The following is a 24,728-nucleotide window of genomic DNA, read 5'->3' on the forward strand; positions in this document are numbered from 1 at the left end:
GTTCGTACCTCACTACTCTGTTTATTGAACTAGACGCTCGAGCGCCAGTCCTCGCGATGCTTTTAACAATATCACAGTCTGGGGGCGTTGATAACTGCCGAGGAGGACTTTCGCTTCCTCGACCGTCGGCACCATTGTCACGTTCACACGCGGGTCAGTGATGCCTGCCGCAATCCATTTTGCTTTCTCTCCGATGAGCACGCAATCGGTGACCGGGGCCGTGATGGCGTGACCGACTTGTTCGTGCTGGGCGATCTCGTCCGTCCCGAGTTCATACATGTCCCCTAGGACGAGGACGCGGCGTGAGAACCCTTCTAGCGTTTTAATCGTCTCGACGGCGGCAACCATCGAGGTCGGGCTCGCGTTATAGGCGTCATTGACCAAGTGGGCATCGCCGAACATCCGTTTCTCCATCCGCATCGACGTCAGCTGGACGCGGTCGAGGCCGCGTTGAATCGTATCATGCCCCAATCCGAACTTGAGACCGCAGGCAATCGCATAGGCGGCGTTACGGATTTGATGGGCCCCAAGCACTTTCAACTCATACAGTTCATTATTGTAGCGGAAAATCGAGGCGTCAAACGTCGCCTCTACGACTTCGAGCTTTCCGTCCGCGGTCGAATCGTATCCGACGCGGTACCCGCCTGCCTCACGGAGGAGCGGCTCGTCGGCATCGACGATTAAGACGCCATCCGGTTTCAACCCGGCTTTAATCTCGAGCTTCGCCTTGGCGATCCCCTCGCGCCCCCCGACTTGTTCGCCATGTGATTCGCCGATATTCGTGACGAAAGCGATGTCCGGTTTGGCGAGCTTCGAAAGCAACTCGATTTGCCCGAACCCGTTCATGCCCATCTCGAGGACAGCGACTTCGGTGTCGCGTGGCATCCGGAGCACGGTGAGCGGCAACCCGACGTCCGAGTTAAAGTTTCCGGCCGTCTTATGTGTCTTGAACGTCTCGCCGAGCACGACGGCAATCATGTCTTTCGTTGACGTCTTCCCGTTCGACCCGGTGATGGCGACGACTTTCGGATTGATTTCCGCCAAATAGCGGGCAGCCGCTTCTTGAAGTGCTGTTAACGGTGAGGCGACCGGGATGGCGATAATCCCTTCCGGCAACGGACGGTCTTGTTCCCAAAACGTCACGATCGCCCCTTGCTTGATGGCAGCCTCGATGTAATCATGGCCATCGACACGCGCCCCGATAATCGGGACGAACAAGCCGTCGACATTGTCGTCTCGCGAGTCGGTCGCGACGTGGCGGACCTCGCGCGAATCATTTATTTCCATCCCAAACCAAGATGCGAGTGTTTGAATCGTCAACTGTTCCATAACCATTTCCTCCTGTGACAAAGGAAAAGAGAGCCGAGGCCCTCTTCATCCCTTTGCGTTAGTTCGACGGTGACGCGAGCTTCACTTTCAGCGTCGCCCCCGTCTTGACGGGCTTGTCTTTCCCAATCGATTGGGACGTGACGAAGCCGGTGCCGTCTATTTCTAAATTCAATTGATAAAGCGTAGCCAACCGCTTCACGTCACGAAGTGACCAGCCCTTGAGCGTCGGCATCGCGAACGACTCCGCCGTCTTTAACAGCAACCGCTCACCGACGACGTACGGTTGGCCTTCGACCGGACTTTGCGCCGTGACCGTCTCACCGTTACCGAGTGCCACCGGTGTGAACGCGGCCGCTTTGGCTTCCTTCACAGCGTCGTCACGACCTTGGTCGACGAACGATGCCGTCGTTTTCGTCGAGGCGTCAATCGATTTCGCTTGCTTGTCTGGCTCGACGCTCCGATAGCGGAGCGCGACGTCCATCACATCTTTGAACAGCGGTGCCATGATGCGTGGTCCCGTCGTCGATGAGTCACCGTTCGGACGGTCGACGGCGATATACATGACAAGTTCCGGGTCGTCTTCCGGCGCCATGCCGACGAACGAATGGATGTATTGTCCACTCAAGTACTTCCCGTTCTCAGCGATTTGCGCCGTTCCGGTCTTACCGACGACGCGATAGTTGTCGAGAGCGTACAATTGCCCCGTCCCGACATCGCTGTTGACGACGCCATCGAGCGCTTCCCGCGTCTGTTTGGCCGCCTCGGCCGTGATCGGTTGACCGACGATTTTTGGGTTCGTCGTCCGAATCGTTTCACCGGTCTCACGGTTGACGACTTTCTTGATGACATGGGGTTGCTTCATCGTCCCATCGGTCGCGATGGCCGACGTCGCTTGTAATATCTGCATCGGCGTGACGGCCGTCGATTGGCCCCATGCCGTAATCAAGACGTTCAACGGGCTCTCGAAATCGAATTGGCTGTTGACCTCACCCGGTAAATCGACGCCCGTGCGTTGATCGAACTTGAAGGCGTTGAAATAATCCTCGTAGCGGCTCAAGCCGAGACGCTCGTTCGCGAGAATCGAGAACGCGACGTTCGACGAGTGCCAGACGCCTTCTACCATAGGAATCGTACCCCATCCGGTAATGTTGTAATCATTGAATACGGTCTTGCCATACTTGTACGATCCCGATTTATACAGTTCATTCGGATTATAAACGCCTTCGTTGATGGCGGCGGCCAACGTGAAGATTTTCATCGTCGATCCCGGCTCGAAGCGGGATGACACCGAGAAGTTGCTATACGAGCTGATTTCGCGTGTGTTCGGGTCGAACGAAGGGCGGTCCGACAAGGCGATGATTTCGCCGGTCTTCGGGTCCATGATAATCGCCGTCGCATTCTTCGGCTTGTATTCTTGATACAGCTCTTCCATTTTCGTATCGAGCAGCTGTTGAATCCGGTGGTCGAGCGTGAGTTGCACGTCGGCCCCGTCTTCTGGGTCGATCTTCAATTGCTCGTCGCTCGAGACGATTTGGCGTCCAGCCAAGTCTTTCTCGAACCGATACAACCCGTACGACTCACTTAAGACGTCGTTGAGTGATTTTTCGATGCCGAGCTCACCGACGAGTTCGATCCGTCCGTTCTGGTCGATTTTCTGGGCGTAGCCGACGACGCTTGAAGCGAATACTTTGTTCGGATAGTAGCGCTTCGGTTCTTCCACGAACGTGACCCCTGGAATCTCGAACGCTTCAATCTCTTCTTTTTGATCGACCGTCAAATCGCGCCCTGGAACACCGAACTCGATTTGACCGCGATCTTTGTTCTGCTCGAGCCGCTTTAAAATGTCGGCCTCGGCCATCGGTATGACGGTCGCGAGCTGCTTCGCAGCCTCGGCGAACTCATCGGGCATGAGCGTCTTGTCCTCGACCCGCTCGCCGCCGAGTTTCAACACGGCCACGATTCGGTACGAAGGGATATTGATGGCGATCGGTTGTCCGAACCGGTCATAAATCTCGCCCCGCTCCGCTTTTAGCGTACTGACCGCTTTCCAACGCTCTTCCTCGGCGAACGCGAGCATGTTCTCTCCTTTGTACGTCTGGAAGACGGACAAATAGAAGAACCAACCGACAAAAAATAAAAAGAGTGGTGTGAAGCAAACAATCGCCACCCACGCCACTCTTTTTTTACTCTGTTGTAGAGAATTCATCAGTCAATCACCTTGACGTTGTTCTCATTGAATTGCATTCCGAGCTTTTCAGCAATCGCATAGATTCTCTCAGGTGAGCTTAGTTGGGCGATCTCATACTTCAATTCTTCATTCTCTTTGGCGATCGTGTTCGTCTCTTGTGTGATCAGAGCCGTATCGCGCATGATGTTGTACGCTTCATTATGTTTCGATACCGTGATGCCACCGAACAGGACAACTGAACCAATCATGGTCGGGTACAGGATGGATTCGAACAAGGTCAACGTACGTCGTTTTGGAGCTGGTATTGGTCGTTCTTGCGGAATCGGATTTCGATTCGGCGTAACTTGAGGCTGCAGAGCCTTGCGAGCAGCTTCTGGCATCAGGTATCCCTCCTACGTACAGTCTATTTTTGTTTTTCTGCGACCCGGAGTTTGGCAGAACGGGCCCGGCGGTTGCCTTCGAGCTCGTCGTCCCCGGCTGTGATCGGCTTGCGTGTGATCAATTTCAGTTCGGGTTCAAACTCTTTCGGGATGACCGGCAATCCGGGTGGTAACGGCGGATGCTGGCTTTTCTCTTTAAATACTTGCTTACAAATTCGATCTTCTAACGAGTGGAACGTGATGACGCAAATGCGTCCGTTGATGGCGAGCATGTCGATCGCGTCTTGGACGGCACGGTCGAACACGTTCAACTCATCGTTGACGGCGATGCGAATGGCTTGGAACGTCCGCTTCGCAGGATGACCGCCTTTTCGTCGGGCCGGTGCCGGAATCGCGTCTTTAATCAATTCGACGAGTTCGAACGTCGTCTCAATCGGTTTGACGGCACGGGCCTGCTCAATCTTGCGCGCAATCTGTTTGGAGAATTTTTCTTCCCCGTATGTAAAGAAGATGCGGGCAAGATCTCCGAACGGCCATTCGTTGACGACGTGATACGCGGACAGCTCGCGGGAACGGTCCATCCGCATATCGAGCGGTGCATCGTAATTGTAGCTAAAGCCACGTTCGGCCTCATCGAGCTGCGGCGACGACACGCCAAGGTCGAACAATACCCCATCGACCTGAGTGATTCCCCGCGCCAACAGTTCGTCTTTCAAATGGACGAAGTTGCTTTTAATGAACGTAACCCGGTCCTCATATGGAGCCAGCCGCTCACTCGCGTGCTTGAGCGCGACGTCGTCTTGGTCGAAGGCGTATAGATGGCCTGTCGTCAAACGCTTGACGATTTCTTCGCTGTGACCGGCTCCTCCTAACGTACAATCGACATAAATCCCGTCTGGCTTAATATTTAATCCCTCAATGGACTCCATTTTTAATACCGTTTCATGCTCAAACATACAAAAACCCTCTCAACCTACATTTTTCAACTATTTTATTACGTTTACTTTATCATAAAAATGTCAAGCGCCGCATAGCTTTTTAGCGAAAAGAGGAAACAAAAAGGTAACAAACAAAAAATGGTTCCCACAAATTTCTGGGAACCATCTCCATCGAACTCATTTCGGTTACAATTTGACCAAACATCGCTCGAAATCAGCTTGTTCATAAGACCGGCGCAAGCGCTCGAATAAATCGAGACCGTGACGGTTCAACAACGGGACCATCGACCAAATCCGTTCTTGCGGGGCGTCCATCGGCAAGAGCCGTGTCGATAGATGAATCCGTCGACTGTTCAAGCGGTATTGGTCGCGTTTCGCTTCGGCTCGCATCTCGTCGCCGAGACGTTCAAGCACGTGACGTGCCTTCGCATCAAACCGGTGCCCGTGCTTGCCTGCCTCGCGTCCGATCGCTTCCGTGAGCGTCCGATACGCGTACAGGTTTTGGTCGAACGCTTCGTCGTCGAACGTATGGTCCGGTAACGGGTCCGCCAAATAGTCGACGAGCGTCACGCCTTCTTGGGCGAGCTTCTTCTCATCGTTCGTCGAGACGAGCACGGCCCCGAGCCGCGGAATCAACAGCGGCATCTTCCAATCGAGGACGTGGAACAAAGGCCGAAGTTGAAGCCAATAGGCGATTTCACCGGGGCCCGCAATATAGGCGAGTGTCGGGAACAAGTGGTCCTGCATGAGCGGGCGGGACACGACGTTGTTCGAGAACCGCTCCGGGTGCGTTTCCACTTGTTGGATTAGCTCGGCCTCCGTGAAGCGGTGTCCCCGCTTCGTCGTAAAGAGCCCGTCCTGCTTCGTCAACAGTTCGCGTGTCCCATCGTGATAGAACAAATGGGCCGCTTCGCGATTCAACTCGACGGTCGGCATCCCGTCCTCGAACGAATCGTGCAACGCCGCATGCAAGCGGTCGTGTTCCGTGATCAAGCGTTTGAACGCGTCGCGCTCGAGGGCCCGGACTTCCGGTTGGTGCGGGTCGAACAGGATGAAGTCTTTACCGACAAACCGTCGCATCATCTGACCGAAGAATTGGGCGAACGAGTGGCTCGCTTGAATCACATCGACGAGCTCATGATAGAGCGTCGTCGTGTAACGCGTCTCCGTCTCAGATAACAAGAGGCGTTGCAACATTTGCACGAGTTCGATTTTAAGGCGATCGAACTCCAATTCCCCGACCGACGCCTTTCCGGCGAGCGGGACGGTCGACAACGCTTCTTTGCGCAATTGACGCGACAGCGGCTGGCTCACGAAGACGTGGTTGATTTCTGCATAGTCGTGATCCTCCGTCGCCATCCAAAAAATCGGGAGGACCGGTTTATTCAATTTCGCTTCCGCCTGTTTGGCCTTCTTCAGCACGGTCAACAGTTTATACACCGCGAACAACGGACCGCCGAACACCCCGACTTGTTGCCCGGTCACCATCGTGAACGCCTCACCGGCGGCCAACGCTTCGAGTTTTGATTCGAGCTCGGGAGAAATCGGACCGTGGACTGTTTGTTGGTCTCGCAAAATGTCGACGAGCGCGGGCAAATGCGTGAAGGAACGGTTCATCAGTTCATCCGCCCTCACCTCGAGCTCATCCATCCCTGTATAGTCCAACCATTTCGAATAGCCCGTCTCCACTTGCATCATCGGAGACGACGGGGCGTACATGGCGTCTAGCGACTCTATCCTCACGTATAACGACTTCCTTTCAAACGATTAATACATCATCTCTCGTGCGATGCCGATCGTAAACAAGACGATGTGGGCCGGGACGAGCACTAAAAACAACAAACGCCACCCGTGCACGAACATCTTCGAATAGACGACATCCTCATGGCGAATCCGTTGCCAAATCGCGTTGGCCGGGAAGATGGCGGCACAGACCGCAAGCAACAGCCAGATCAAATCGATCCCGACAATCGCTTCGAGCAGAACCGCACATGCATAAAACCAAAGGATCACGCCGGCGTCACAGGCGAGTTTGAACGTATTAACCGATTTCGGCATAATTTTTCTAAGTATCATATACACCATAAACCAAATGACGAGTGGAAATGAAACGATATACACTAGCACGATACGCTCGCTCCTAAAATTAATTTTTGCATGACCGGAATGACGGTCAATGTGACGCCTCGTTCGTCGGCCCGTTTCAAGAGCGGCGTCAAGATGGCGTCGACCTCGGTCTGGCGCCCCGCCTCGATGTCACGTAGCATCGAAGAACGATTGTGTGCCGTCTTGTCGATAATCGTGTCGATATATGTATACGGGACGTGACGGTCGAACAACATCGTCAGTTCTTCGTAAATCGCCGTCGCGATATCGCGGCAAGGCGGTATGGCGACCGCACCGTTCTCGACACGGCAGAGCGCCGTAATCGGATTGATGATTGCGTTGGCGAATAGTTTCTCGGTGACGACTTGTTCGATATCCGTCTCCCAGACGACATCGAGTGGAGATGCGTTGAACGACATCTCTTCGAGCGAGCCGAGGCTGCCGATGCGGATGCGCCCGAGCCCGGTATGCTGGAGCCGATCGCCATCGCGGCTCACACCATGTTCGACCACACCGAGGTGGAATCCTTTCGTACGTGCATAGTCGAGATGCGCGATTCCGTTCGAACAGATGAATACGGGCACGTCGCCGGACAATCGTTCCGTCGCCGCCTCGACCTGATGCGCTTTCGTCGTCACAAAGAACACGTCCTGCTCCGTCTCAATGATTTTCGTCACCGGACAGAGGCGAACCTGAACCGTTCCCTGCGTGACGCCGGTACGTTCGATCGTCACAGTCGATGCCTCGTCGACACGGCCATAGAGCGTCACCGTATAGTCCGGTTCGAACAGCGAAGCCATCAACATGCCGACGGCGCCGTTCCCGATAATCCCAATTCGTTTAATCGGCTTCATTGGCCATCCCTCCACGTCTAGTCTGCACTGAAAAGTTTACCACAATCTGTTTCCACGACCCAAAAATAAAAAAAGAAGCGGCCTCCGAGGAGACCGCTTCTTTTCGCATTATTTGCTTGTTACTTCTTTACCGTTGTAGTGTCCGCAAGATTTGCATACACGGTGAGAAAGCTTCATTTCGCCACAGTTCGGGCACTCGTTCATACCAGGTACGTTGAGTTTGAAGTGAGTACGACGAAGACGTTTGCGAGTTTTCGACGTTCTACGGAATGGTACTGCCATCGTTGTCCACCTCCTTGAAAAGTTAGCCGTTCTCGTCCTCTTTTTTAGAGAACAAGTCAGCGAGCCCCGCGAGGCGCGGGTCAATTTTTGGTTGGTCGTCCGGCTGCTCGTCAATGACGGACCAGCCTTCCCCTTCAACCTGAGTTTTGTCTGTTTCGTTCCCAAAGATTTGCATTGGGACGTCTAACATGATGAGCTCTTTTACGATCGGTCGCAGATCAATCGTATTTCCTTCTGGCAAATTGACATCATCGAATTGCTCCGTATAACGCCCATTCTCCAAAAAGAAAGGCTCGAGCGATTCAATATCGAATTCACAAATGACATCATCCAACGTACGCGCATCTGGCAACGTCAGGTCACCTTGAATCTTCAGATTGAATGTAACTTGATTAGATGTGAACGACGCATTCCCGTGCACATGCACCGGACGAATCGAACGGATATCCGGATGGAGCTGAGTAAGCTCTGGTAGTTCGACCATCTCATCGATGGTAAAACTGTCACCCTGGTTTCGTAGCTTAAGTAGCTGTGCAATAGACCACTTCATCCGAATCACCTCAATTGCAACAATATGAATTATAGATAGGCCAACTTGTTTTGTCAATGTTTTTTCTTTACACTAAAATCAGTTGACGACGGCGCTTTGCCAAAGCGTACTTATCCATCTTACACCAATCCAATCGACAATGCAAAGGAGTAATTTTATGCGAAAAACGGCCATCATTGCCGAGTACAATCCGTTCCATAACGGGCACCTCCATCAGGCGGAACGAGCCCGGATCGAAACCGACGCTGACGCCGTCATCGCCGTCATGAGTGCCCAGTTCACCCAGCGCGGCGAGCCGGCAGCTTTCGACAAATGGAGCCGGGCCCGCGCCGCCGTCCAAACGGGCGCGATCGACCTCGTCATCGAACTCCCGACGCGTTTCGGCGTGCACCGGGCCGACCGGTTCGCGAGCGCCGCGGTCGCCATCGCCGAGCGCGTACGTTGTCAAACGCTGTCCTTCGGTAGCGAGAGCGGCGACATCAGCGCCGTGACCCAGGCCGCGGCGGCCAACATCGAAGCGACTCCAGCCTATCAGACGGCGTTCAAAGAAGCGTTGGACAATGGACGTTCTTCCGCCAAGGCGTCGAGCGAGGCGTTCGGGTCACTCTATCCCGACTTTGATTTGACGCTCCCGAACAACATCCTCGCCTATCACTACGCGAAAGCGGCGACGTCCATCGAACTGCACACGATTCGCCGTCTCGGGGCCGGATACCATGACCCGAGCGTCTCAGACGTCATGTCGGCCACGGGCGTGCGCGCCCACTACTTAGAGTCAGGTATGGTCCGGGCCGTCCCTGACGCCACGAGAACGCTGTTTCAGGACAATCCGATGGCGCATTGGTCACTTTATTGGCCCGTCCTTCAATATAAGCTGCGGACGACCCCGAAAGACGTACTTGAGCAACTCGTCGGTATCGACAGCTCGCTGTCGCCCCGCTTGATTCAAGCCGGGCTCGAGCCGACATTCGAACAGGCGCTCGCCCGCTTATTGACGAGACGTTATACCCGGACGTCCATCCAACGCGCGCTCGTCGCCATCCTCATCCATTGGCGACAGGACGAGTTGCCGGAACGGTTCGACGACGTACCGTATATCCGACCGCTCGCGTTCAACACAATCGGGCGCACTGTGTTAAAGGACATAAAAAAAGACGTACCGCTCCTCAGCAAGTACCATCCCGATCTTGCGTTCGAGGCTCGAGTGACCGAGGCGTATCGCCTTCCGCTCGGAAATCGGTCACTCGTCGAACATATGCAAACTCCTCAATTCATCGACTCTAAATAATCGATGGCTTCCTCGACCGTCTTGACGGGAACGACTTCAATGTCGCTCTCGAGTCGGTCGAGCGACTCCATCGCCTCGTCGTAGTTCGACCCGGCCGGCACGAAGAACACGGATGCCCCAGCCTCGTCCGCAGCTACGATTTTTTGCCATGCCCCGCCAATCGGCCCGACGTTCCCTAACTCATCGACCGTTCCCGTTCCGGCAATGACGGCACCGCCCGTCAAATCGCCCGGCGTCAACTGATCAAAAATCTCGAGCGTGAACATGAGGCCGGCCGACGGTCCGCCGACGTTCGTCAGTTCGAACGAGACGTCCGGGTCCGTGCGCACGTCCTGGACGGGCAGCGGCTCATAAATCCCAAGCCCGACCCGGTCCCCGCTCCGGTCAATCGGTTGAATCAGCGTATCGACCTCACGTTCGCGACCGTCACGTTCAAGCGTGACAGAGACTTCATCGCCGGCTTCAAATGAGGCGACGCGTTCGATAAAGTCAAGGCGCGATGCGAACGATTGGCCATCGAGCGCCGTGATGATGTCACCCGGCTTCAAGACGTTCGCGGCGAGCGACCCCGTGATTGGGGCCGAGACGTACATGCCGTCAAACGTCACCGTCACATCGGCGTCCGCCAACTCATAGGCGTATTGAATCGCCGCTTGTTGCGACGACGACATCAACAACTCTTGTCTGAGTTCGTAGTCCGCCTCGCTTTCCCCGTCATACAGATAGCGGCTGGCCGGGCTGGCCTCCGTGAACGGGGTGAACCAGCTGCCGACGAGCCAGAGCGGTGTCGCCCGGCGTTGCGAGATGGTCACCATCTTCAGTTCGCCCGGTTCTTTGTCCCCGCCCTCGACCGTCATGAACTCTTCGATCGTCGTCGCCTCGCCCGGATACGTGATGTAATACGGGAGTGGCACGAACAAGAAAATCAGGACGGCCACGAGCAGACCGAAACCGATTTTGAGCGACTTCATTGTCCGTGACTCACTTCATATTTTTGCCGCAACGCGAGTTCGACTTGCTCCGGGACGAGCTCGGCGACGGACGCCCCGTATTTGGCAACTTCTTTCACGATCGAGGAGCTGAGGAACGAGTACTGGCTGTTCGTCATCATGAACAACGTCTCCACGTTCTCATTCAACTTTTTATTGATCGATGCGATTTGAAGCTCATACTCGAAGTCCGAGACGGCACGCAGGCCACGGACGATGGTCGCTGCCTCACGCTTGGCAGCATATTCGACGAGCAAACCCCCAAACGCGTCGGCGGTGACGTTCGGTAAATGTGTCGTCACCTCACGAATGAGCGACAGACGCTCTTCCACGTTAAAGAGAGGTGCCTTACTCGAGTTTTCAAGCACGGCGACGATGACTTCGTCGAAGATGGCCGCCGCCCGCTCGATGATATCTAAATGGCCGTTCGTAATCGGGTCAAAGCTCCCCGGGCAAATCGCGATACGTTTTGACATGTTCTCACTCCTCGGTCGCTGCATACTCGTAAAAGCTGATCGTAATCACGTCCGAGTAGCGTTGCACCTTGATTTTTTCCAACTGGCCGACTCGGTCCGGCAACGTCACGTCGCTGCCATGCTCGCAGACGACGACGCCGTTGTCCGTCAACAGCCGGTTCGTTTCAATGATCTGTAAAAACGGCACATGTTCTTCCGCATGATACGGAGGGTCCATGAAAATCAGTTTGAACGGCTGACCTTTGAGGACGAGTTGGTCGAGAACCGAGCGGGCGTCTTGTTGGAGCACCGTCGCTTTCGACTCGTAACGTGTCGTCTGCAAATTGTCTGTGACCGTCTGGACCGCCTTCCGTTGCTTGTCGACGAACACGGCATGGTCACACCCCCGTGACAACGCCTCGATTCCTAGACCGCCGCTCCCGGCGTATAGGTCAAGCGCATCGCCCCCGGCGAAATAAGGACCGATGATGTTGAATAACGATTCTTTTACTTTATCTGTCGTTGGTCGTGTGGCCGACCCCGGGACCGCCTTGAGTCGGGTCCCTTTTCGTTCTCCTGAAATCACTCGCATATCCGTTCTCCTTCACCACAAAAGATGAAGGCGGTGCCGCCTTCATCTCTGTGTTATTTCTGCTTCGATTCATACGTCTCCGCGACGAACGGCCGCTCACTGCGGACGACCGCTTCGACGAACGGCAACGCGCTCACTTGTTCGAGAATCGCCTCATGTCCATCAAGGTCGGTATACAAGAAGGCGTACTTCTCCCGCTTTGACACGTAATACAGGTTCGCATAGCGACGCAACGCCTTCACTTGTTTCAACGATTGGACGTAGACGACGAACCCGATTCGACCATTCAACTCAAACGTCTCAGATGGCACATCCACAGCTTCCGCCTCCACAACTTCCTCCGCCTGAACATCCGCCTTCGTCGAAGAACGGGTTTCCGGTCGGGACTTTGATTTTTGGAGAAACCGAGAAGGCCAACAGCTCACTCACTTCCCCGAGCAGTTTATCTAAACTGCGTTCCGCTTTTTTAAATGCGGCCACTTCTGGCTGGACATCGAGACGCCGTTTGACGAGATGCATCTCTTTTTTAATGCGATCGTGGTCCGGGTGATGTTTCCCGAACCGTTGTACGTACTCGTAATCTTCTTTCATCCGCAAGAACTCACGTTCCACGATGCGCGCTTCCTCTGATTGGGCTCGCGCTTGTTTCGTGGCGATATATGTCTGGAACGACTCGCTCGCTTCAATCAAATCGGCTAACGATTCCGTTTGATCGAGCAGGGCGATCGTCTGTTCAGTAATAATCATGGCTTTCACCCTTTCTGCCATGATTTTAACACATTTGATTCCCTCTGTAAGCAATCGGCTTTATAATTGAACGTGACTGTCAAGCGTCCAACCAGAAAGGAAGTGAACAGGTGCGCACCTGCACCTCGCTATGAAAAAAGTCTCATTCAATATGATTCGCTCGGCCGGCATTAAAACCGACTATGCGAAACCTGAATATTATTACGACCAGCTCGATAAAGTAAGAGCAGCCGACCTCGTCTTGTTCCCTGAATATTGGATGGTCAACTCAATCATCTATGGACTCAACAAACCGATTTTCCCGTCCCCGGCCACGTATCATCTCGGACACGATAAGATCGAGATGACGCGCGCCTTCAAGGCGACGTTCCCGCACCGAATCCCGAAGACGCTCATCTACGGGAAAAACCCTTATACGATCGAGCGTGTTTTGGAAGAGTTCGAGTATCCGTTCGTCGCCAAGACGGCCAAGTCGTCGATGGGACAAGGCGTCTGGCTCATCAAGCATGAACAGGATTGGCTCGAGTACGTCGACAAGCACGAGACGTTCTACGTCCAGCAATACATCCCGAACGACCGCGACCTGCGGATCATCGTCATCGGTGAAGAAGTCGTCGGTTCGTATTGGCGTGTCAGCGAGGCGTTCTTGAACAACGTCGCCCAAGGCGCCCAGTTCTCGTATGACGATATCCCGGAAGACGTCGTCGCGGAAGTGCTCGACATCGCCAAGACGCTCCACATCAATCACGCGGCCTTCGACGTCATCGTCGCCGACGGTGAATTTTACATTTTAGAGTTCAACGTCTTCTTCGGCTCAGAGGGACTCATGCCGCTCGGGGTGAGGCTTTCGGACAAGATCGCCCAATACCTCGATCCCCGCGCTTGAGGCGTTCATCTTTTTTTCACAATTTGAACACACGTTATTCCAAGAACGTTTTCGAATATGATATGATGACATATGAGGTTTATTAGGGAAAAGGGGGATTATGATGAAATTTGAGCAGTTCCACATCGAGGGAAAAGAGATCCGCTTCGGTTTGCTCGAGACGATCATGGATCATCATCATTTCATCCGTGAAGGCGCTTGGGACTATGAGCGTGCAACGTATGACATGAAGTACGAGAAACAATCGACAGGCGAGACGTTCTACCTTCGCTTACCGGTATATGCAATCGAAGGCCAAATCGAGGACCGTCATGCGGTCGTCAAAATGTTGACACCGATTCTCGGAAAACATTACTACCCGCACGGCGTCGAGTACGACGAAGAGTTCCCAGAAGAAATCGTCCGTGATTGCGAGCGTCGTCTAGCCGCACTCGCTGAGACACTCGAAGTAAAACCCCTTGCATAAGCGAAGGGGTTTTTCTTATGGACACATATAACGAACCGAGGTAAGCATCGGCAGAGCAGATTACGCCGACAAGTCCTCTGATTGGATGATGGTGCAGCCCTTACCCTCGTAATACGCGATCATGTCGTCGATTTTCTTCAAGTCATAGCTCGTGATGCAATCCGACAGGACGCTGACCGTATAGTCGGATTTCCGTAGATTGTAACACGTTGACTTCACACAGGCGGTCGCATCGGCACCGGTGATATAGAACGTGTCGATGCCATGCTGTTCAATGAACGCCGCGAACGCCTCGCTCGTCAAGGCGTTGCCCTTGTATTTGGTGAATACGTGATCGGACACAATCTTCAAATCTGGCGCTAATTCTGCCCCGCGCGTCCCGGTTTTGAACGTTCTTGTCCCCGCGGATAAGTTCTCATGTCGGATATAGACGACGGGAATCCCCTTGTCGACCGCCCAATCAATCGATGTGTTGATGTTGTCGATGACCGCTTTGTAATTTTTCGTGATGTCATTCTGAATGTCGATGACGACCAATGCTTGCTGTTGCATCTGATTTCCCCCTCGATGAGTCGCGTATCGTGACTACTGCCTTCATCATACCAGAGTTCACCACTGGAAAATATAGACAACAATCATCATCAACAAACAAAAAAGGGAGGACCCGCCGAGGGCCTCCCTTTTGTCATGTCGCGATGACGTTGAGCGTCACATCGACTTGTCCGAGCAACAAGTCGAACTGGTCGCGCACGTACCGATATAAGCGTTCAGCCTCAACGAGTGAGACGGGTGCAACGATTTGATAATCGTATCGCTCTTTCGAGACGGACACGACCTTCACTTCACGCAATCCGAATTCGATTGCACTACAAGCAATCAAATCCTCAATCGCCCGCTCAGCGATCGTCACATCTCCATAGGAATAATCATTTCCGATGACAGCCATCGTATCATTCATCTTCTTCACTCCTTTTCTGCCGCGAGTACTAACACGTCCTCCATAATGGTTTCGATATCGACGGGTTTTTCTCCTGCCGTGGCCATTTGGGCGACCGCACGGACATCGTGCTGACGGTCGATGATATACATCGTCGTCGCATGCGTGACGAGTCCGCTGTTCGCTTTCGAATAATAGAATTGAAGCTGACGCGTGATGCGGTCGATATCGGCCTGGTCACCGGTCAACATCTTCCAGCCCGTTGGTTCGGCTTGAAACGCCTCCCCGTAATTCTCTAGGACCGGCACCGTATCGACTTCAGGGTCGACAGTGATGGCGACGAGCTCGACGTCCGTCCCGTACAAGTCGTTCGCTTTCAACTCTTGCTCGAGCTTCATGAAGTCACGCAACGTGAGCGGGCAGATGTCCGGACAGTTCGTATAGAAGAACGTGACGATTTTGACTTTGCCATTGTCCGAATTATACGACTGACCGTCGAGCGCATTCGTCAACGTGAACGGGGTCGGCTCTTGGATGACGGGCAGGTCCTCTTCTTTAAAGAATAAGAAGTACGAGGCCACACCGATCGCCACCAGAATGGCGACCGTCAAGCCGACCGTCATATAGCTGTTCCGTTTCATGCTCATCCCCCTCTCTCGATTCACCCACCGATAATGGCACGGAAGACGTTCGTCGTCTCACCCGGGTCATAGGCGACATAAAGGAGGACGTATACCGTCACGCCTGTAATCGCTGTGAAAAACCAGACGACTGAGGCTTTCGGTCCGATTTTACGGTGTTTCTCGACTTTATTTTTATAGCCGAGGTAAAGCGTGATCAATCCGAGGACCCCACCTGTCGTCGCGAGCAGGATATGGAAAATCATGAACGCCAAATAATAAGGCTTCACTGAATCCGGTCCCCCGAAGGCGGTATTGCCGACGAAAATCGTCCGTGAGACGTAGAGAATGAAGAATGTCGTCGCGGCGATCGCGGCGGCTGTCATGACTTTCTTATGTTTGTCGACGTTGCGGCGATCGCGCGCAATGATCGTCCATCCGATTGCGACTAAAATAGCACTGATGACAATGAATGTCACACTGATCAAGGCAAGATAGTTCATCGTAGTTTCCCCTTTGATTTAGTTCATTTTTTCTCTTTTGGTTCTTGCGGTGTGAACGACATGCCTTCGTCAAGCGCAAGCGATTTCGTCCGGCGCACCCAACCGAAGAACGTCCAGCCGAAGAAGAAACCGTATACGACTTCTTGACCGAGCTTCATCAATACCCCGCCGAAGCGTTGGTCTTCAAGAGCGCTGTTCGTCGCTCCCATGAGCGCATTCAAATCGAGACCCGACACATCGCCGTTCGGCATACAGTAGCCGAGCACCGTTGCGAACGTCTCCGCGTCCGTATAGGCGTCATACAAGATGCCTTGGCTGAAGATGATGAACGCACAGGCAGGTGTCAAGAGCACACCGTTCGCGATGATGTACACCATCCGCTTCAAATCTGACATCCCTTCCTCTTCTTCTGAGAGGAACGGTGCGATGACCGGATACCACATCGTCAAACTGAAGACGACGAGGGCGCCGTGGAAGATACGATGCACACCATAGTTTGTCAAGACGTAGTCAAAGATGAATGGCATGTGGTAAAACGTGAACAATGCATTAAACAAAACGAGTGCGATCAAAGGTTTTGTCATAAACTTGAGCGTCGGCCCAATCACCTTATAGCTAAATAATTTCTCGAACACCCAATACGGCATCCCGTACACGACGAGCGCCGGTGCGAGCACATAGACGAGCACCATCTGCAACATGTGCACCGAGAAGATGATGTGTGCAAGGACATCGACCGGACTTCCGAAGCCGATATAATACAATAAAATGGCGGATAACATGCTGAACTTTTGTAGTAACGTGGTCGACTCGTACCCTCGCTTCGCCATTTTCTCTGTGACGACCGCATAGAGGACGTACAACCCTACCATCAACAATCCGAACCATGGACTCCAAAGTGTCATCCAATCGAACTGTTTGAGTAGCTCTGATGTATTCCAGAGCATCCCTTCACCCCTTTTCTTTCTCTCCCAAACCGATGAAACCGTTCACTTCAAGATTACTATTCCTTTATTTTTGAAGTAAAGCAAAAAGGACTGAATCATCTGTGTTTCCACAGATGTTCAATCCTTTGTCACATTTACCAAATGAGCAAGCGAAGTGCAGCGACTGTAATGATGGCGACAAAGATGCCAAGCCACATCATTCCGACGATCCACGTGTTGCCACGGTTGTTCATATGCATGAAGATATACAGCTGCAAGAACACTTGGATGATGGCGAGGATGATTAAGAAACCACCTGCTGCCCACACCGGCATGAGTTCAGCGTATACGGCGCCGAACGCGACGAATGTGAGCAAGATCATCATCGCGAAGCTGATCAACTGGAGTTGATATTCGCGGCGTGACTCGGCTTTTACTTCGAGCTCTAACTGTTTGTGCGATTCGTTGATTGGTTGTTTTTCCATGTTAGCTCACCATCCCTAAGAGGTAGACGATTGAGAAGATGAAAACCCAGACGACGTCGATAAAGTGCCAGTATAGGCTCGACACGTAAAACTTCGGTGCGTTGTACACATCGATCGGACGGTTCCAGTTGCGAATTAACAACGTCGTGATCCAAAGTAGACCGAACGTGACGTGCGCGCCGTGGAAACCGACGAGCGTGTAGAACGCAGATCCGAACGCGCTCGACGTGAACGTGTGACCGATATGGTAGTAGTGGATGAACTCGTAAATCTCAGCTCCAAGGAAACCTGCCCCGAGGAGAAGCGTGATCACCAACCAAAACTTCATGCGGCCTGGATTGTTCGCTTTCATGTTCATCATGGCGAGAACACTTGTGAGCGAACTTGTGAGGAGGAGCATCGTCATTAAGAAGACGAGCCCCATCTCAAAGATATTGTACGAACGAAGTTCCTCTGGCGCACCAGAGTTGAGTAGACCGACATACGTTCCGAAGAGCGAGGCGAAGAGAACGGTCTCTCCACCGAGGAAGAACCAGAAGGCTACATATTTATTTTTCCCTTCCAGCGTGGCTTTCTCTGGATTGGCCGGAATTCCGGTCACCGGGTGTTTTTCGACTGCATGTGCCATTTATTGGTCTCCTTTCTCACGAATCGCTTTCAAATCCGCTTCGATCTTCGATTTTGGAATGTAGAAGCCATGATCGTCAATCCATGAACGGAGGAACATCGACACGAATGTGATGAGCAATCCGATCACGATGAGCGACCAACCGACAACCGCGTTATCCATTTGGAAAATCGCTCCGAGTCCGGCGATGAACAAGCCGAGTGACATGAAGAACGGGATAATCGAGTTGTTCGGCATATGGATGTCTGCTACTGGTTCAGCGACAGATACCCGTTTGTTGCCCGCCATCTTCTCGAGCCAGAACGTATCGAGACCTTTGACAAGCGGTGTTTGTGCAAAGTTGTACTCTGGAGTCGGTACAGGAAGCGTCCACTCCAATGTACGTCCATCTTCCCAATGGTCCGGCTTGACGCGTTGTTTCGACAAGAATGCTTTCACAACAGCGACGAGCAAGACGATCGTCGACACACCCATGAAGAAGGCTCCGATTGTCGACAGCAAGTTCATCGTCTCAAACCCTTGGTTCGGAAGGTATGTGAAGACGCGGCGTGGCATCCCGAACAATCCGAGGAAATGTTGCGGGAAGAACGTCAAGTGGAACCCGATGAAGAACAACCAGAACTGCCAGTAGCCAAGCTTCTCAGAGAGCGCTTTGCCGAACATGAGCGGGAACCAGTAGTAAAGTCCTGCAAATAGACCGTAGACAACTCCACCTACGATAACGTAGTGGAAGTGAGCGACAACGAAGTAACTATCGTGGTACTGATAGTCGGCCGGTGCGACCGAAAGCATGACCCCTGTCATTCCCCCGACGAGGAATGATGGAATGAATGCGACCGAGTAGAGCATCGCGACGTTGAACTTGATTTGTCCGCCCCATAGTGTGAACAACCAGTTGAAGATTTTGACCCCTGTCGGAACGGCGATGGCCATTGTTGCGACAGCGAAGATCGAGTTGGCGACCGGTCCAAGACCGACCGTGAACATGTGGTGGACCCAAACCATGAATCCGAGGAAACCGATGAGCATCGTTGCGAAGACCATCGTTGTATAACCGAATAGGCGTTTACGAGCGAATGTCGGAATAATTTCCGAGAAAATACCGAACGCCGGTAAAATCAAGATGTATACTTCCGGGTGTCCGAAGATCCAGAAGAGGTGTTCCCAGATGACTACGTTACCGCCGGCTGCCGGGTCGAAGTAAACGGCCCCGAACAAGCGTTCGAACATCAACATGAACAATCCGACTGTGAGCGGTGGGAACGCGAAGACGATCAACGCCGAAGCGACGAACGTCGTCCACGTGAAGAGCGGCATCCGCATGAGTTTCATACCTGGAGCACGCATGTTCAAAATCGTGACGAGGAAGTTAATCCCGGCCATGAGTGAACCGAAACCTGAAATTTGAAGACCAAGGGCGTAGAAGTCGACCCCTGATGCTTCCGGTTGTGTCGAGAGCGGCGCGTACGCCGTCCAGCCTGCGTTCGGCGCTGCGCCGAAGAACCAGCTAAGGTTCAACATGACACCACCGAAGAAGAACAACCAGAATCCGAGTGAGTTAATGAACGGGAACGCGACATCTCGTGCCCCGATTTGAAGTGGTACGACGGCGTTCATGAATCCGAATAACATCGGCATGGCCGCTAGGAAGATCATCGTCGTCCCGTGCATCGTAATCAATTGGTTGAACGTTTCGCCGCTGACGAAGTCGTTCATCGGACGAACGAGTTGCCACCGAATAAGTAATGCTTCAATTCCACCGAGAAGGAGGAAGAAGATTCCTGAGAACAAATACAAAATACCGATTTTTTTGTGGTCAACCGTCGTAACCCAATCCATGATGCCATTGTATTTACGCGGTTGCTGCAATGCAGTGGTCTGTGCCACGTGAAATCCCCCTTTTCCCGTTAGTCAATCTTCTGATCGTACAAGAAGTCAACGAGTGCATCTAACTCTTCATCACTGATTTGGCCTTCACCGAAGCCAGGCATGAGCGCGCCTTGTTTCAATTCTTGAGGATCACGAATCCATTCTTTCAATTTCTCTTCGTTGTTTTCAAGATAACCAGCTAACTTTTCACGATCGCCGAAGTTTGTCAGACTAGGCGCGACTTTCCCGCCGCCGTGACAGCTCAAGCAGCTCTCGACGTAAACGGCCTCACCTGTCGTCAAGTTTTGGTTATCGGCAACAAGTTTTTCTGTGTTCGCGTCTTGCTGTGCTTTCATGTCTTCGAGCCATTTGTCGTAATCTTCTTGTTCGAGTGCGATGACTTTGAAGTCCATGAGCGCGTGTGACGGTCCGCAAAGCTCGGCACATTTCCCGAAGAACGTACCTGGTTCATTTGCATGCAACCACATTTCGTTATCAAGGCCTGGGTTCGTGTCCGTTTTACCAGATAAAGCCGGTACCCAGAACGAGTGGATGACGTCTTTCGATGTCAAGTTGATGCCGACACGTTTGCCGACCGGGATGACAAGTTCTTGTCCCGTGACGACGCCTGCGTTCGGATATTCAAACTCCCACCAGTACAAGTTAGCCGTAACATTGATTTCTTCTTCTTTTTTCGCTTCTTTCGCTTTCGCGAGTTCGACAGTCGTCGTGATTGTCGGTACAGCGAGAATGATGAGCAAGATGATTGGCACGACTGTCCAAATCATCTCGAGCGTGCTGCTTCCTTCGACTTGCTTCGGAATCGAATCGTCTTTACGACGGAACTTCATGAGCACGTAAACGTAAATGATCGATACGATGACGAGTACGAAGAGCATAAGTACCAAACTGATGATAATGATCCGGAGCTGAATTTCAGCGCCTTCTCCCATCGGCTTCAATGCAGACAATCCCTCAACGCCACACCCTGATAATAGCAGTGCGAACATCATCATCGGGACGATACCAAACAGAAGCTTTTTAAATGATTTCACAACAATCCCCACTTTCTCCCAAAATGATGTGTAATGGTTTCTATATAGTGAGTGTGATTACGCTAGTGCTGCCGTCAAAATCAGCGCGACAATCCACACGACTAAATAAATTAATGAATAAAAGAACATTTTGTTTGCCCACTTGATTTCATCCTCGGCTTTAAAACCTTTCAACCCGAGATATAACCAGTAGCCCCCAAGACCGGCTGCAATGATTACGTAGACTAACCCGTAATGCATGAACAAGAGCGATGCTGGAATCAGCGTCGCAATCCACCAGATGATTTGACGCTTTGTAATCGCAAAGCCGTTGACGACCGGTAGCATCGGAATGCCGGCCGCTCGATACTCCTCGACACGCCGCATGGCGAGCGCGAGGAAGTGTGGCGGTTGCCACAAGAACATGACGAGGAACATGAGCCACGCGTCGATATGAAGCGCAGGATCGATGGCTGCCCAACCGATGAGCGGCGGTACCGCTCCGGAGATGCTGCCGACGACCGTGTTCAACGTGTGCGTCCGTTTAAGCCACATCGTATAAATGACGACATAAAAAAATGCCCCGATTAAACCGAAGACTGCTGCCACATACGAGACGATCAATAAGAGCAATGTCCCGATCGCAAGCTGCGTTAATCCAAGGAGCAAAATCCGTTCTCCTGAAATTTTACCGGTGACACTCGGCCGATTGTCTGTACGTCCCATCAAGTAATCGATATCACGGTCCACGAAGTTGTTTAGGTAACAACTCCCGGAGATGACGAGTGCGCTTCCTAACATCGTTAATAAGAGCTGCGGCCAAACCTCAAATAAATAAAAGACTGGCGTATCACTCTGATATGTTGCTGCTACAAAGAAACCGGCGAATACCAACAACAAGTTGGCGCGAACGATTCCCATTTTTGCCAGAGCAACATAGTCGCGGAACGAGGCGGATTCTGTATATTCTACTTCTGCCATTGTTCCTGGGTTGACTTTTGTCATACTGACCCCCCTACTAATCACGAAATCCACGTATTCTTTTCACAGAAAAAACACAATATGAACAAAGTTCACCTAACTCATAACAAAGATACCATATTTTCAAAAAGAATACGTCGTTTATGCTTGTAAAATAGCTAGTTTTTTGTGACAAACGTGTGATAATTGTCACAGTAAAAACGCCATGTTAATACTAGAATAACGATTTTGATAGCGATTGCAAGCTTTTCCGTTTCGTTTTTACGACGTAAAGCCGTATAATAAGTATGGCGAAAAAAATATAAACTTACAAGGCACAATTCTAGTGATTTTTCTCAAAAGCAGGTGGAAACGAATGCATAAAAAACTCGCACTATTTTCAGCGCTCGTCACGCTCGGGATGATGCTCGTCCTGATCATGGGTGGAACCGTGACAAAGACGGACTCCGGCGACGGGTGCGGAACGGATTGGCCGCTCTGCCACGGGAAACTGATCCCGACCAATCCGAGCGTCGAAACGATGATCGAGTACAGTCACCGTGTCGTCTCTGGCATCGAGGGACTGCTCATCATCGCCTTGACGATTTGGACGTTTGCGGTCGTCAAGAACCGGTATGATGTCAAAGTGTTCGCGTTCCTCGCGTTCATTTTCATGCTCATCCAATCGATTATCGGTGCCGGGGCCGTCATCTGGCAACAGTCGGACGCGATTCTCGCGCTCCACTTCGGCATCTCGCTCGTCTCGTTCGCATCGCTGCTCATCTTGACGATTCTCTTGTTCGAAGGGGAACGCGTGCATCGGGCCGTCTCCGAACGGTTGAAGGTTCATCTTTACGGCTTGACGATTTATACGATGGTCGTCGTCTATACGGGCGCTTACGTCCGTCACCTCGGCGCGACGTACGCCTGTGTCGGCTGGCCGATTTGTGACCAGAACGTGTGGACGTTCGAGTCATACGTCCAAATGGGGCACCGCATCATGGCCGGACTGCTCGTCTTCTATACGTTATACGTCCTCTACTTGGCACGTCGGGAGACGAACCGCCTCGTCGAGACCGGCATGTGGGCCTCGCTGTTCTTCATCCTGCTTCAAGTCGGCACGGGTGCGTGGATCGTCCTTGGGGGACACGCCACGTACGTCCCGCTTCTCCACGCATTCTTGATTACCTGCTATTTCGGGATTATCTCGTACTTGGCATATCATGCGTATCGGAGTCAGAAACAGACGACCGAGGCCGTACGACAACAATCCATTTAATCACGTACACAAAAAGGAGCGACGGCATCGCTCCTTTTTTTGATGCCTATTTACTGCGCGTCCTTGAACCGCTCGAGTGCCCGGGCACGCGCTTCCTTATGGTCGACGATTGGGTCGACGTATCCATCCCGCTCGGTCAAGTCAGGGAAATGAATCGCTTTTTTGTCGAGATTCGCGAGTTCGGGCACGTACTTCCGGATGAACGTCCCGTCCCCATCGAACTTCTCGGACTGCGTCGTCGGATTGAAGATACGGAAGTACGGCACCGCATCCGTCCCGACCGAAGCCGCCCATTGCCAACCCCCGATATTCGAGGCTGCTTCATAGTCGATCAGCTTCTGTTCGAAATAGCGTTCCCCTTTCCGCCAGTCGATCATCAGATGCTTCGACAAGAACGAGGCGACAATCATGCGAAGCCGGTTATGCATCCAGCCCGTCTCATTCAATTGCCGCATCGCCGCGTCGACGATCGGGTAGCCCGTCTTTCCGTCACACCACGCCTGGAAGTTCTCGTCATCGTTCTCCCAATCGAGATGCTTATACTTGTCGTTGAACGGACGGTCTTTCAGTCCCGGGAATTGGACCATGATCATATAGTAAAATTCGCGCCATAACAACTCATCGTAATACGTGTCGCGTCCGCTCGATTTCGGCGCCTTCAACACCGCTTCCGTCACGGTCCGGATGGAGAGCACCCCGGTCCGGAGATACGGAGACAGACGGCTCGTGCCGGCGATGGCCGGGATGTCGCGGTCTTCATCGTACGCATCGATCCGCTTCGCGACGAAGTCGCTCAAACGAAGTTTCGCGGCCGCTTCGCCGAGCGCTTTCCACGAACGCTCACAGCGGTCGAACTGACGCTTCAATGCTGCCGGGACTTCATGCCCCGTCGTCACATGACGCTTCAACGCATTCACGTCGACCTCATACGGCGCGGGCGGTGTCTCGGCATAGGCTGCTTTTTTAAATGGCGTGTATACCTTATACGGATCGCCGTCTTTTTTCGTGAACGCATTCGGGGCGAACAAATGGCGATCGAGCAGGCGGATGACTTTGACCGCTTCCCCGAGCGCCTGGATGACGGCGTCGTCCCGCTGTTTGAACGGTTCGACATACTCGGCGTTGAAGTAGAGCACATCGAGCTCACCGAGCGCTTCGACGAACTGTTCGGCCGTATCGGCCACGATGACCCGAAGTCCGAGCCCGCGTTCTTCCAACTCGTCCATGAATTGACGCATCGTCGCGAAAAAGTAATCGTGGCGCGTCTCGAACGGCTCGCAATAGTTAGGGTTGAGCCAAAAAACGAACTCCATCTCATCGTCGGAATCAGCGTCTTTCAAGGCCCGGTGTAACATATGATTATCTGTCAATCGAAAATCCGATCGAAACCAACATACTCGTCTCATCTCTCCCACTCCTATCTAAAAAAGAAGCATA

At 52.7% G+C, this 24,728-nt stretch carries 29 protein-coding genes; 4 read left to right on the top strand and 25 right to left on the bottom strand.

The genetic code is table 11. The features are described 5' to 3' along the window. Nucleotides 1–21: 21 nt before the first annotated feature. From KNP95_RS07275 to KNP95_RS07315, 9 genes are all read right to left on the bottom strand, one after another. A complete protein-coding gene (locus tag KNP95_RS07275; RefSeq protein ID WP_251136177.1) occupies nt 22–1,329 on the bottom strand; it encodes a UDP-N-acetylmuramoyl-tripeptide--D-alanyl-D-alanine ligase in 1,308 nt (435 codons plus the stop codon). 58 nt (nt 1,330–1,387) lie between these two features. Then, the gene (locus KNP95_RS07280) at nt 1,388–3,496 is read right to left on the bottom strand and encodes a penicillin-binding protein (protein WP_353048984.1); all 2,109 of its coding nucleotides are present in this window, start codon (nt 3,494–3,496) and stop codon (nt 1,388–1,390) included. Nucleotides 3,497–3,534: 38 nt separating this feature from the next. Continuing rightward, nucleotides 3,535–3,897 (bottom strand): cell division protein FtsL, encoded by a 363-nt coding sequence (gene ftsL / locus KNP95_RS07285; RefSeq protein WP_021067039.1) that lies wholly within the window; start codon nt 3,895–3,897, stop codon nt 3,535–3,537. A gap of 23 nt (nt 3,898–3,920) precedes the next feature. Then, a complete protein-coding gene (gene rsmH / locus KNP95_RS07290; RefSeq protein WP_021067038.1) occupies nt 3,921–4,853 on the bottom strand; it encodes a 16S rRNA (cytosine(1402)-N(4))-methyltransferase RsmH in 933 nt (310 codons plus the stop codon). Between the two features lie 168 nt (nt 4,854–5,021). Next, on the bottom strand, nt 5,022–6,578 hold the full coding sequence (gene bshC, locus KNP95_RS07295; RefSeq protein WP_029595739.1) for a bacillithiol biosynthesis cysteine-adding enzyme BshC: 1,557 nt from the start codon (nt 6,576–6,578) through the stop codon (nt 5,022–5,024). A gap of 24 nt (nt 6,579–6,602) precedes the next feature. Beyond that, a complete protein-coding gene (locus KNP95_RS07300; protein WP_021067036.1) occupies nt 6,603–6,962 on the bottom strand; it encodes a DUF3397 domain-containing protein in 360 nt (119 codons plus the stop codon). After that, a complete protein-coding gene (locus KNP95_RS07305; protein ID WP_214800910.1) occupies nt 6,956–7,795 on the bottom strand; it encodes a 2-dehydropantoate 2-reductase in 840 nt (279 codons plus the stop codon). The genes KNP95_RS07300 and KNP95_RS07305 overlap by 7 nt, the downstream gene beginning before the upstream one ends. A gap of 108 nt (nt 7,796–7,903) precedes the next feature. Continuing rightward, nucleotides 7,904–8,077, bottom strand: a complete 174-nt coding sequence (rpmF, locus tag KNP95_RS07310; RefSeq protein WP_015881300.1) for a 50S ribosomal protein L32 — start codon at nt 8,075–8,077, stop codon at nt 7,904–7,906. A gap of 22 nt (nt 8,078–8,099) precedes the next feature. Further along, the gene (locus tag KNP95_RS07315; RefSeq protein WP_214836354.1) at nt 8,100–8,627 is read right to left on the bottom strand and encodes a YceD family protein; all 528 of its coding nucleotides are present in this window, start codon (nt 8,625–8,627) and stop codon (nt 8,100–8,102) included. 157 nt (nt 8,628–8,784) lie between these two features. On the opposite strand from KNP95_RS07315, the gene KNP95_RS07320 reads away from it, so the two are divergent. Beyond that, nucleotides 8,785–9,915: a tRNA(Met) cytidine acetate ligase gene (locus KNP95_RS07320; protein ID WP_165569408.1), complete on the top strand. Its 1,131-nt coding sequence runs from the start codon at nt 8,785–8,787 to the stop codon at nt 9,913–9,915. Here KNP95_RS07320 and KNP95_RS07325 read toward each other — a convergent pair. From KNP95_RS07325 to KNP95_RS07345, 5 genes are read right to left on the bottom strand one after another with little or no spacing between them, the layout of a single operon-like run. Next, nucleotides 9,894–10,886 (bottom strand): SepM family pheromone-processing serine protease, encoded by a 993-nt coding sequence (locus KNP95_RS07325; protein WP_214836357.1) that lies wholly within the window; start codon nt 10,884–10,886, stop codon nt 9,894–9,896. The two genes, KNP95_RS07320 and KNP95_RS07325, sit on opposite strands and share 22 nt — an antisense overlap. After that, nucleotides 10,883–11,380, bottom strand: a complete 498-nt coding sequence (gene coaD, locus KNP95_RS07330) for a pantetheine-phosphate adenylyltransferase (protein ID WP_029595744.1) — start codon at nt 11,378–11,380, stop codon at nt 10,883–10,885. The genes KNP95_RS07325 and coaD overlap by 4 nt, the downstream gene beginning before the upstream one ends. Nucleotides 11,381–11,384: 4 nt before the next feature. Then, nucleotides 11,385–11,951 (bottom strand): 16S rRNA (guanine(966)-N(2))-methyltransferase RsmD, encoded by a 567-nt coding sequence (gene rsmD / locus KNP95_RS07335; protein WP_029595745.1) that lies wholly within the window; start codon nt 11,949–11,951, stop codon nt 11,385–11,387. Between the two features lie 53 nt (nt 11,952–12,004). Beyond that, on the bottom strand, nt 12,005–12,268 hold the full coding sequence (locus KNP95_RS07340) for a DUF2129 domain-containing protein (RefSeq protein ID WP_021067029.1): 264 nt from the start codon (nt 12,266–12,268) through the stop codon (nt 12,005–12,007). Continuing rightward, complete coding sequence (locus tag KNP95_RS07345; protein WP_021067028.1) at nt 12,252–12,698, bottom strand: YlbF/YmcA family competence regulator; 447 nt, start codon at nt 12,696–12,698, stop codon at nt 12,252–12,254. The genes KNP95_RS07340 and KNP95_RS07345 overlap by 17 nt, the downstream gene beginning before the upstream one ends. A 130-nt stretch (nt 12,699–12,828) precedes the next feature. Here KNP95_RS07345 and KNP95_RS07350 point away from each other — a divergent pair, with 130 nt between their 5' ends. Together KNP95_RS07350 and KNP95_RS07355 are read left to right on the top strand one after the other, a co-directional pair. Next, entirely contained in the window at nt 12,829–13,584 is a 756-nt protein-coding gene (locus KNP95_RS07350) for an ATP-grasp domain-containing protein (protein WP_021067027.1), read from the top strand. 103 nt (nt 13,585–13,687) lie between these two features. Beyond that, the gene (locus tag KNP95_RS07355; RefSeq protein WP_021067026.1) at nt 13,688–14,050 is read left to right on the top strand and encodes a YugN family protein; all 363 of its coding nucleotides are present in this window, start codon (nt 13,688–13,690) and stop codon (nt 14,048–14,050) included. 60 nt (nt 14,051–14,110) lie between these two features. Here KNP95_RS07355 and KNP95_RS07360 read toward each other — a convergent pair whose 3' ends face one another. From KNP95_RS07360 to cyoE, 10 genes are all read right to left on the bottom strand, one after another. Next, nucleotides 14,111–14,602, bottom strand: a complete 492-nt coding sequence (locus tag KNP95_RS07360; RefSeq protein WP_021067025.1) for a cysteine hydrolase family protein — start codon at nt 14,600–14,602, stop codon at nt 14,111–14,113. A 133-nt stretch (nt 14,603–14,735) separates the two neighbouring features. Then, complete coding sequence (locus tag KNP95_RS07365; protein ID WP_021067024.1) at nt 14,736–15,008, bottom strand: hypothetical protein; 273 nt, start codon at nt 15,006–15,008, stop codon at nt 14,736–14,738. 5 nt (nt 15,009–15,013) lie between these two features. Then, the gene (locus KNP95_RS07370; RefSeq protein WP_021067023.1) at nt 15,014–15,628 is read right to left on the bottom strand and encodes an SCO family protein; all 615 of its coding nucleotides are present in this window, start codon (nt 15,626–15,628) and stop codon (nt 15,014–15,016) included. A 20-nt stretch (nt 15,629–15,648) separates the two neighbouring features. Then, nucleotides 15,649–16,110 (bottom strand): DUF420 domain-containing protein, encoded by a 462-nt coding sequence (locus tag KNP95_RS07375; RefSeq protein WP_034777049.1) that lies wholly within the window; start codon nt 16,108–16,110, stop codon nt 15,649–15,651. Between the two features lie 23 nt (nt 16,111–16,133). Further along, the gene (locus tag KNP95_RS07380; RefSeq protein ID WP_021067021.1) at nt 16,134–17,057 is read right to left on the bottom strand and encodes a cytochrome c oxidase assembly protein; all 924 of its coding nucleotides are present in this window, start codon (nt 17,055–17,057) and stop codon (nt 16,134–16,136) included. Nucleotides 17,058–17,191: 134 nt separating this feature from the next. Continuing rightward, nucleotides 17,192–17,521, bottom strand: coding sequence for a cytochrome C oxidase subunit IV family protein (locus KNP95_RS07385; RefSeq protein ID WP_021067020.1), 330 nt, complete (start codon nt 17,519–17,521; stop codon nt 17,192–17,194). Between the two features lies 1 nt (nt 17,522). Beyond that, on the bottom strand, nt 17,523–18,149 hold the full coding sequence (locus KNP95_RS07390) for a cytochrome (ubi)quinol oxidase subunit III (protein ID WP_021067019.1): 627 nt from the start codon (nt 18,147–18,149) through the stop codon (nt 17,523–17,525). Further along, on the bottom strand, nt 18,150–19,988 hold the full coding sequence (gene ctaD, locus KNP95_RS07395; RefSeq protein WP_051627797.1) for a cytochrome c oxidase subunit I: 1,839 nt from the start codon (nt 19,986–19,988) through the stop codon (nt 18,150–18,152). Between the two features lie 68 nt (nt 19,989–20,056). Further along, on the bottom strand, nt 20,057–21,073 hold the full coding sequence (gene coxB, locus KNP95_RS07400) for a cytochrome c oxidase subunit II (RefSeq protein WP_021067017.1): 1,017 nt from the start codon (nt 21,071–21,073) through the stop codon (nt 20,057–20,059). Between the two features lie 57 nt (nt 21,074–21,130). Next, nucleotides 21,131–22,057 carry a heme o synthase gene (cyoE, locus tag KNP95_RS07405; RefSeq protein WP_021067016.1) on the bottom strand — a complete coding sequence of 309 codons (927 nt, stop codon included), beginning with the start codon at nt 22,055–22,057 and terminating at the stop codon, nt 21,131–21,133. A 331-nt stretch (nt 22,058–22,388) separates the two neighbouring features. Between cyoE and KNP95_RS07410 the strand changes: the two genes are divergently transcribed. Continuing rightward, nucleotides 22,389–23,291, top strand: a complete 903-nt coding sequence (locus tag KNP95_RS07410; protein WP_214836359.1) for a COX15/CtaA family protein — start codon at nt 22,389–22,391, stop codon at nt 23,289–23,291. Nucleotides 23,292–23,341: 50 nt separating this feature from the next. On the opposite strand, the gene KNP95_RS07415 is transcribed toward KNP95_RS07410, so the two are convergent. Continuing rightward, nucleotides 23,342–24,697, bottom strand: coding sequence for a cryptochrome/photolyase family protein (locus tag KNP95_RS07415; RefSeq protein WP_214836362.1), 1,356 nt, complete (start codon nt 24,695–24,697; stop codon nt 23,342–23,344). Between the last annotated feature and the right edge of the window lie 31 nt (nt 24,698–24,728).

The organism is Exiguobacterium sp. s36 (genome assembly GCF_018618345.1).
In the GTDB taxonomy this organism is placed as follows: domain Bacteria; phylum Bacillota; class Bacilli; order Exiguobacteriales; family Exiguobacteriaceae; genus Exiguobacterium; species Exiguobacterium chiriqhucha.

Excerpts from the sequence above, each read along its gene's own strand:
- KNP95_RS07275 (WP_251136177.1), bottom strand. The coding sequence starts at position 1,329 with ATGGAACAGTTGACGATTCAAACACTCGCATCTTGGTTTGGGATGGAA.
- coaD (WP_029595744.1), bottom strand. The coding sequence starts at position 11,380 with ATGTCAAAACGTATCGCGATTTGCCCGGGGAGCTTTGACCCGATTACG.
- ctaD (WP_051627797.1), bottom strand. The coding sequence starts at position 19,988 with ATGGATTGGGTTACGACGGTTGACCACAAAAAAATCGGTATTTTGTAT.
- KNP95_RS07370 (WP_021067023.1), bottom strand. The coding sequence starts at position 15,628 with ATGAAACGGAACAGCTATATGACGGTCGGCTTGACGGTCGCCATTCTG.
- KNP95_RS07355 (WP_021067026.1), top strand. The coding sequence starts at position 13,688 with ATGAAATTTGAGCAGTTCCACATCGAGGGAAAAGAGATCCGCTTCGGT.
- rpmF (WP_015881300.1), bottom strand. The coding sequence starts at position 8,077 with ATGGCAGTACCATTCCGTAGAACGTCGAAAACTCGCAAACGTCTTCGT.
- KNP95_RS07325 (WP_214836357.1), bottom strand. The coding sequence starts at position 10,886 with ATGAAGTCGCTCAAAATCGGTTTCGGTCTGCTCGTGGCCGTCCTGATT.
- cyoE (WP_021067016.1), bottom strand. The coding sequence starts at position 22,057 with ATGACAAAAGTCAACCCAGGAACAATGGCAGAAGTAGAATATACAGAA.
- KNP95_RS07375 (WP_034777049.1), bottom strand. The coding sequence starts at position 16,110 with ATGAACTATCTTGCCTTGATCAGTGTGACATTCATTGTCATCAGTGCT.
- KNP95_RS07360 (WP_021067025.1), bottom strand. The coding sequence starts at position 14,602 with ATGCAACAGCAAGCATTGGTCGTCATCGACATTCAGAATGACATCACG.
- ftsL (WP_021067039.1), bottom strand. The coding sequence starts at position 3,897 with ATGCCAGAAGCTGCTCGCAAGGCTCTGCAGCCTCAAGTTACGCCGAAT.
- KNP95_RS07365 (WP_021067024.1), bottom strand. The coding sequence starts at position 15,008 with ATGAATGATACGATGGCTGTCATCGGAAATGATTATTCCTATGGAGAT.
- KNP95_RS07320 (WP_165569408.1), top strand. The coding sequence starts at position 8,785 with ATGCGAAAAACGGCCATCATTGCCGAGTACAATCCGTTCCATAACGGG.
- rsmH (WP_021067038.1), bottom strand. The coding sequence starts at position 4,853 with ATGTTTGAGCATGAAACGGTATTAAAAATGGAGTCCATTGAGGGATTA.
- KNP95_RS07385 (WP_021067020.1), bottom strand. The coding sequence starts at position 17,521 with ATGGAAAAACAACCAATCAACGAATCGCACAAACAGTTAGAGCTCGAA.
- KNP95_RS07315 (WP_214836354.1), bottom strand. The coding sequence starts at position 8,627 with ATGAAGTGGTCTATTGCACAGCTACTTAAGCTACGAAACCAGGGTGAC.
- KNP95_RS07345 (WP_021067028.1), bottom strand. The coding sequence starts at position 12,698 with ATGATTATTACTGAACAGACGATCGCCCTGCTCGATCAAACGGAATCG.
- rsmD (WP_029595745.1), bottom strand. The coding sequence starts at position 11,951 with ATGCGAGTGATTTCAGGAGAACGAAAAGGGACCCGACTCAAGGCGGTC.
- KNP95_RS07410 (WP_214836359.1), top strand. The coding sequence starts at position 22,389 with ATGCATAAAAAACTCGCACTATTTTCAGCGCTCGTCACGCTCGGGATG.
- KNP95_RS07390 (WP_021067019.1), bottom strand. The coding sequence starts at position 18,149 with ATGGCACATGCAGTCGAAAAACACCCGGTGACCGGAATTCCGGCCAAT.
- KNP95_RS07380 (WP_021067021.1), bottom strand. The coding sequence starts at position 17,057 with ATGCTCTGGAATACATCAGAGCTACTCAAACAGTTCGATTGGATGACA.
- KNP95_RS07350 (WP_021067027.1), top strand. The coding sequence starts at position 12,829 with ATGAAAAAAGTCTCATTCAATATGATTCGCTCGGCCGGCATTAAAACC.
- KNP95_RS07415 (WP_214836362.1), bottom strand. The coding sequence starts at position 24,697 with ATGAGACGAGTATGTTGGTTTCGATCGGATTTTCGATTGACAGATAAT.
- KNP95_RS07305 (WP_214800910.1), bottom strand. The coding sequence starts at position 7,795 with ATGAAGCCGATTAAACGAATTGGGATTATCGGGAACGGCGCCGTCGGC.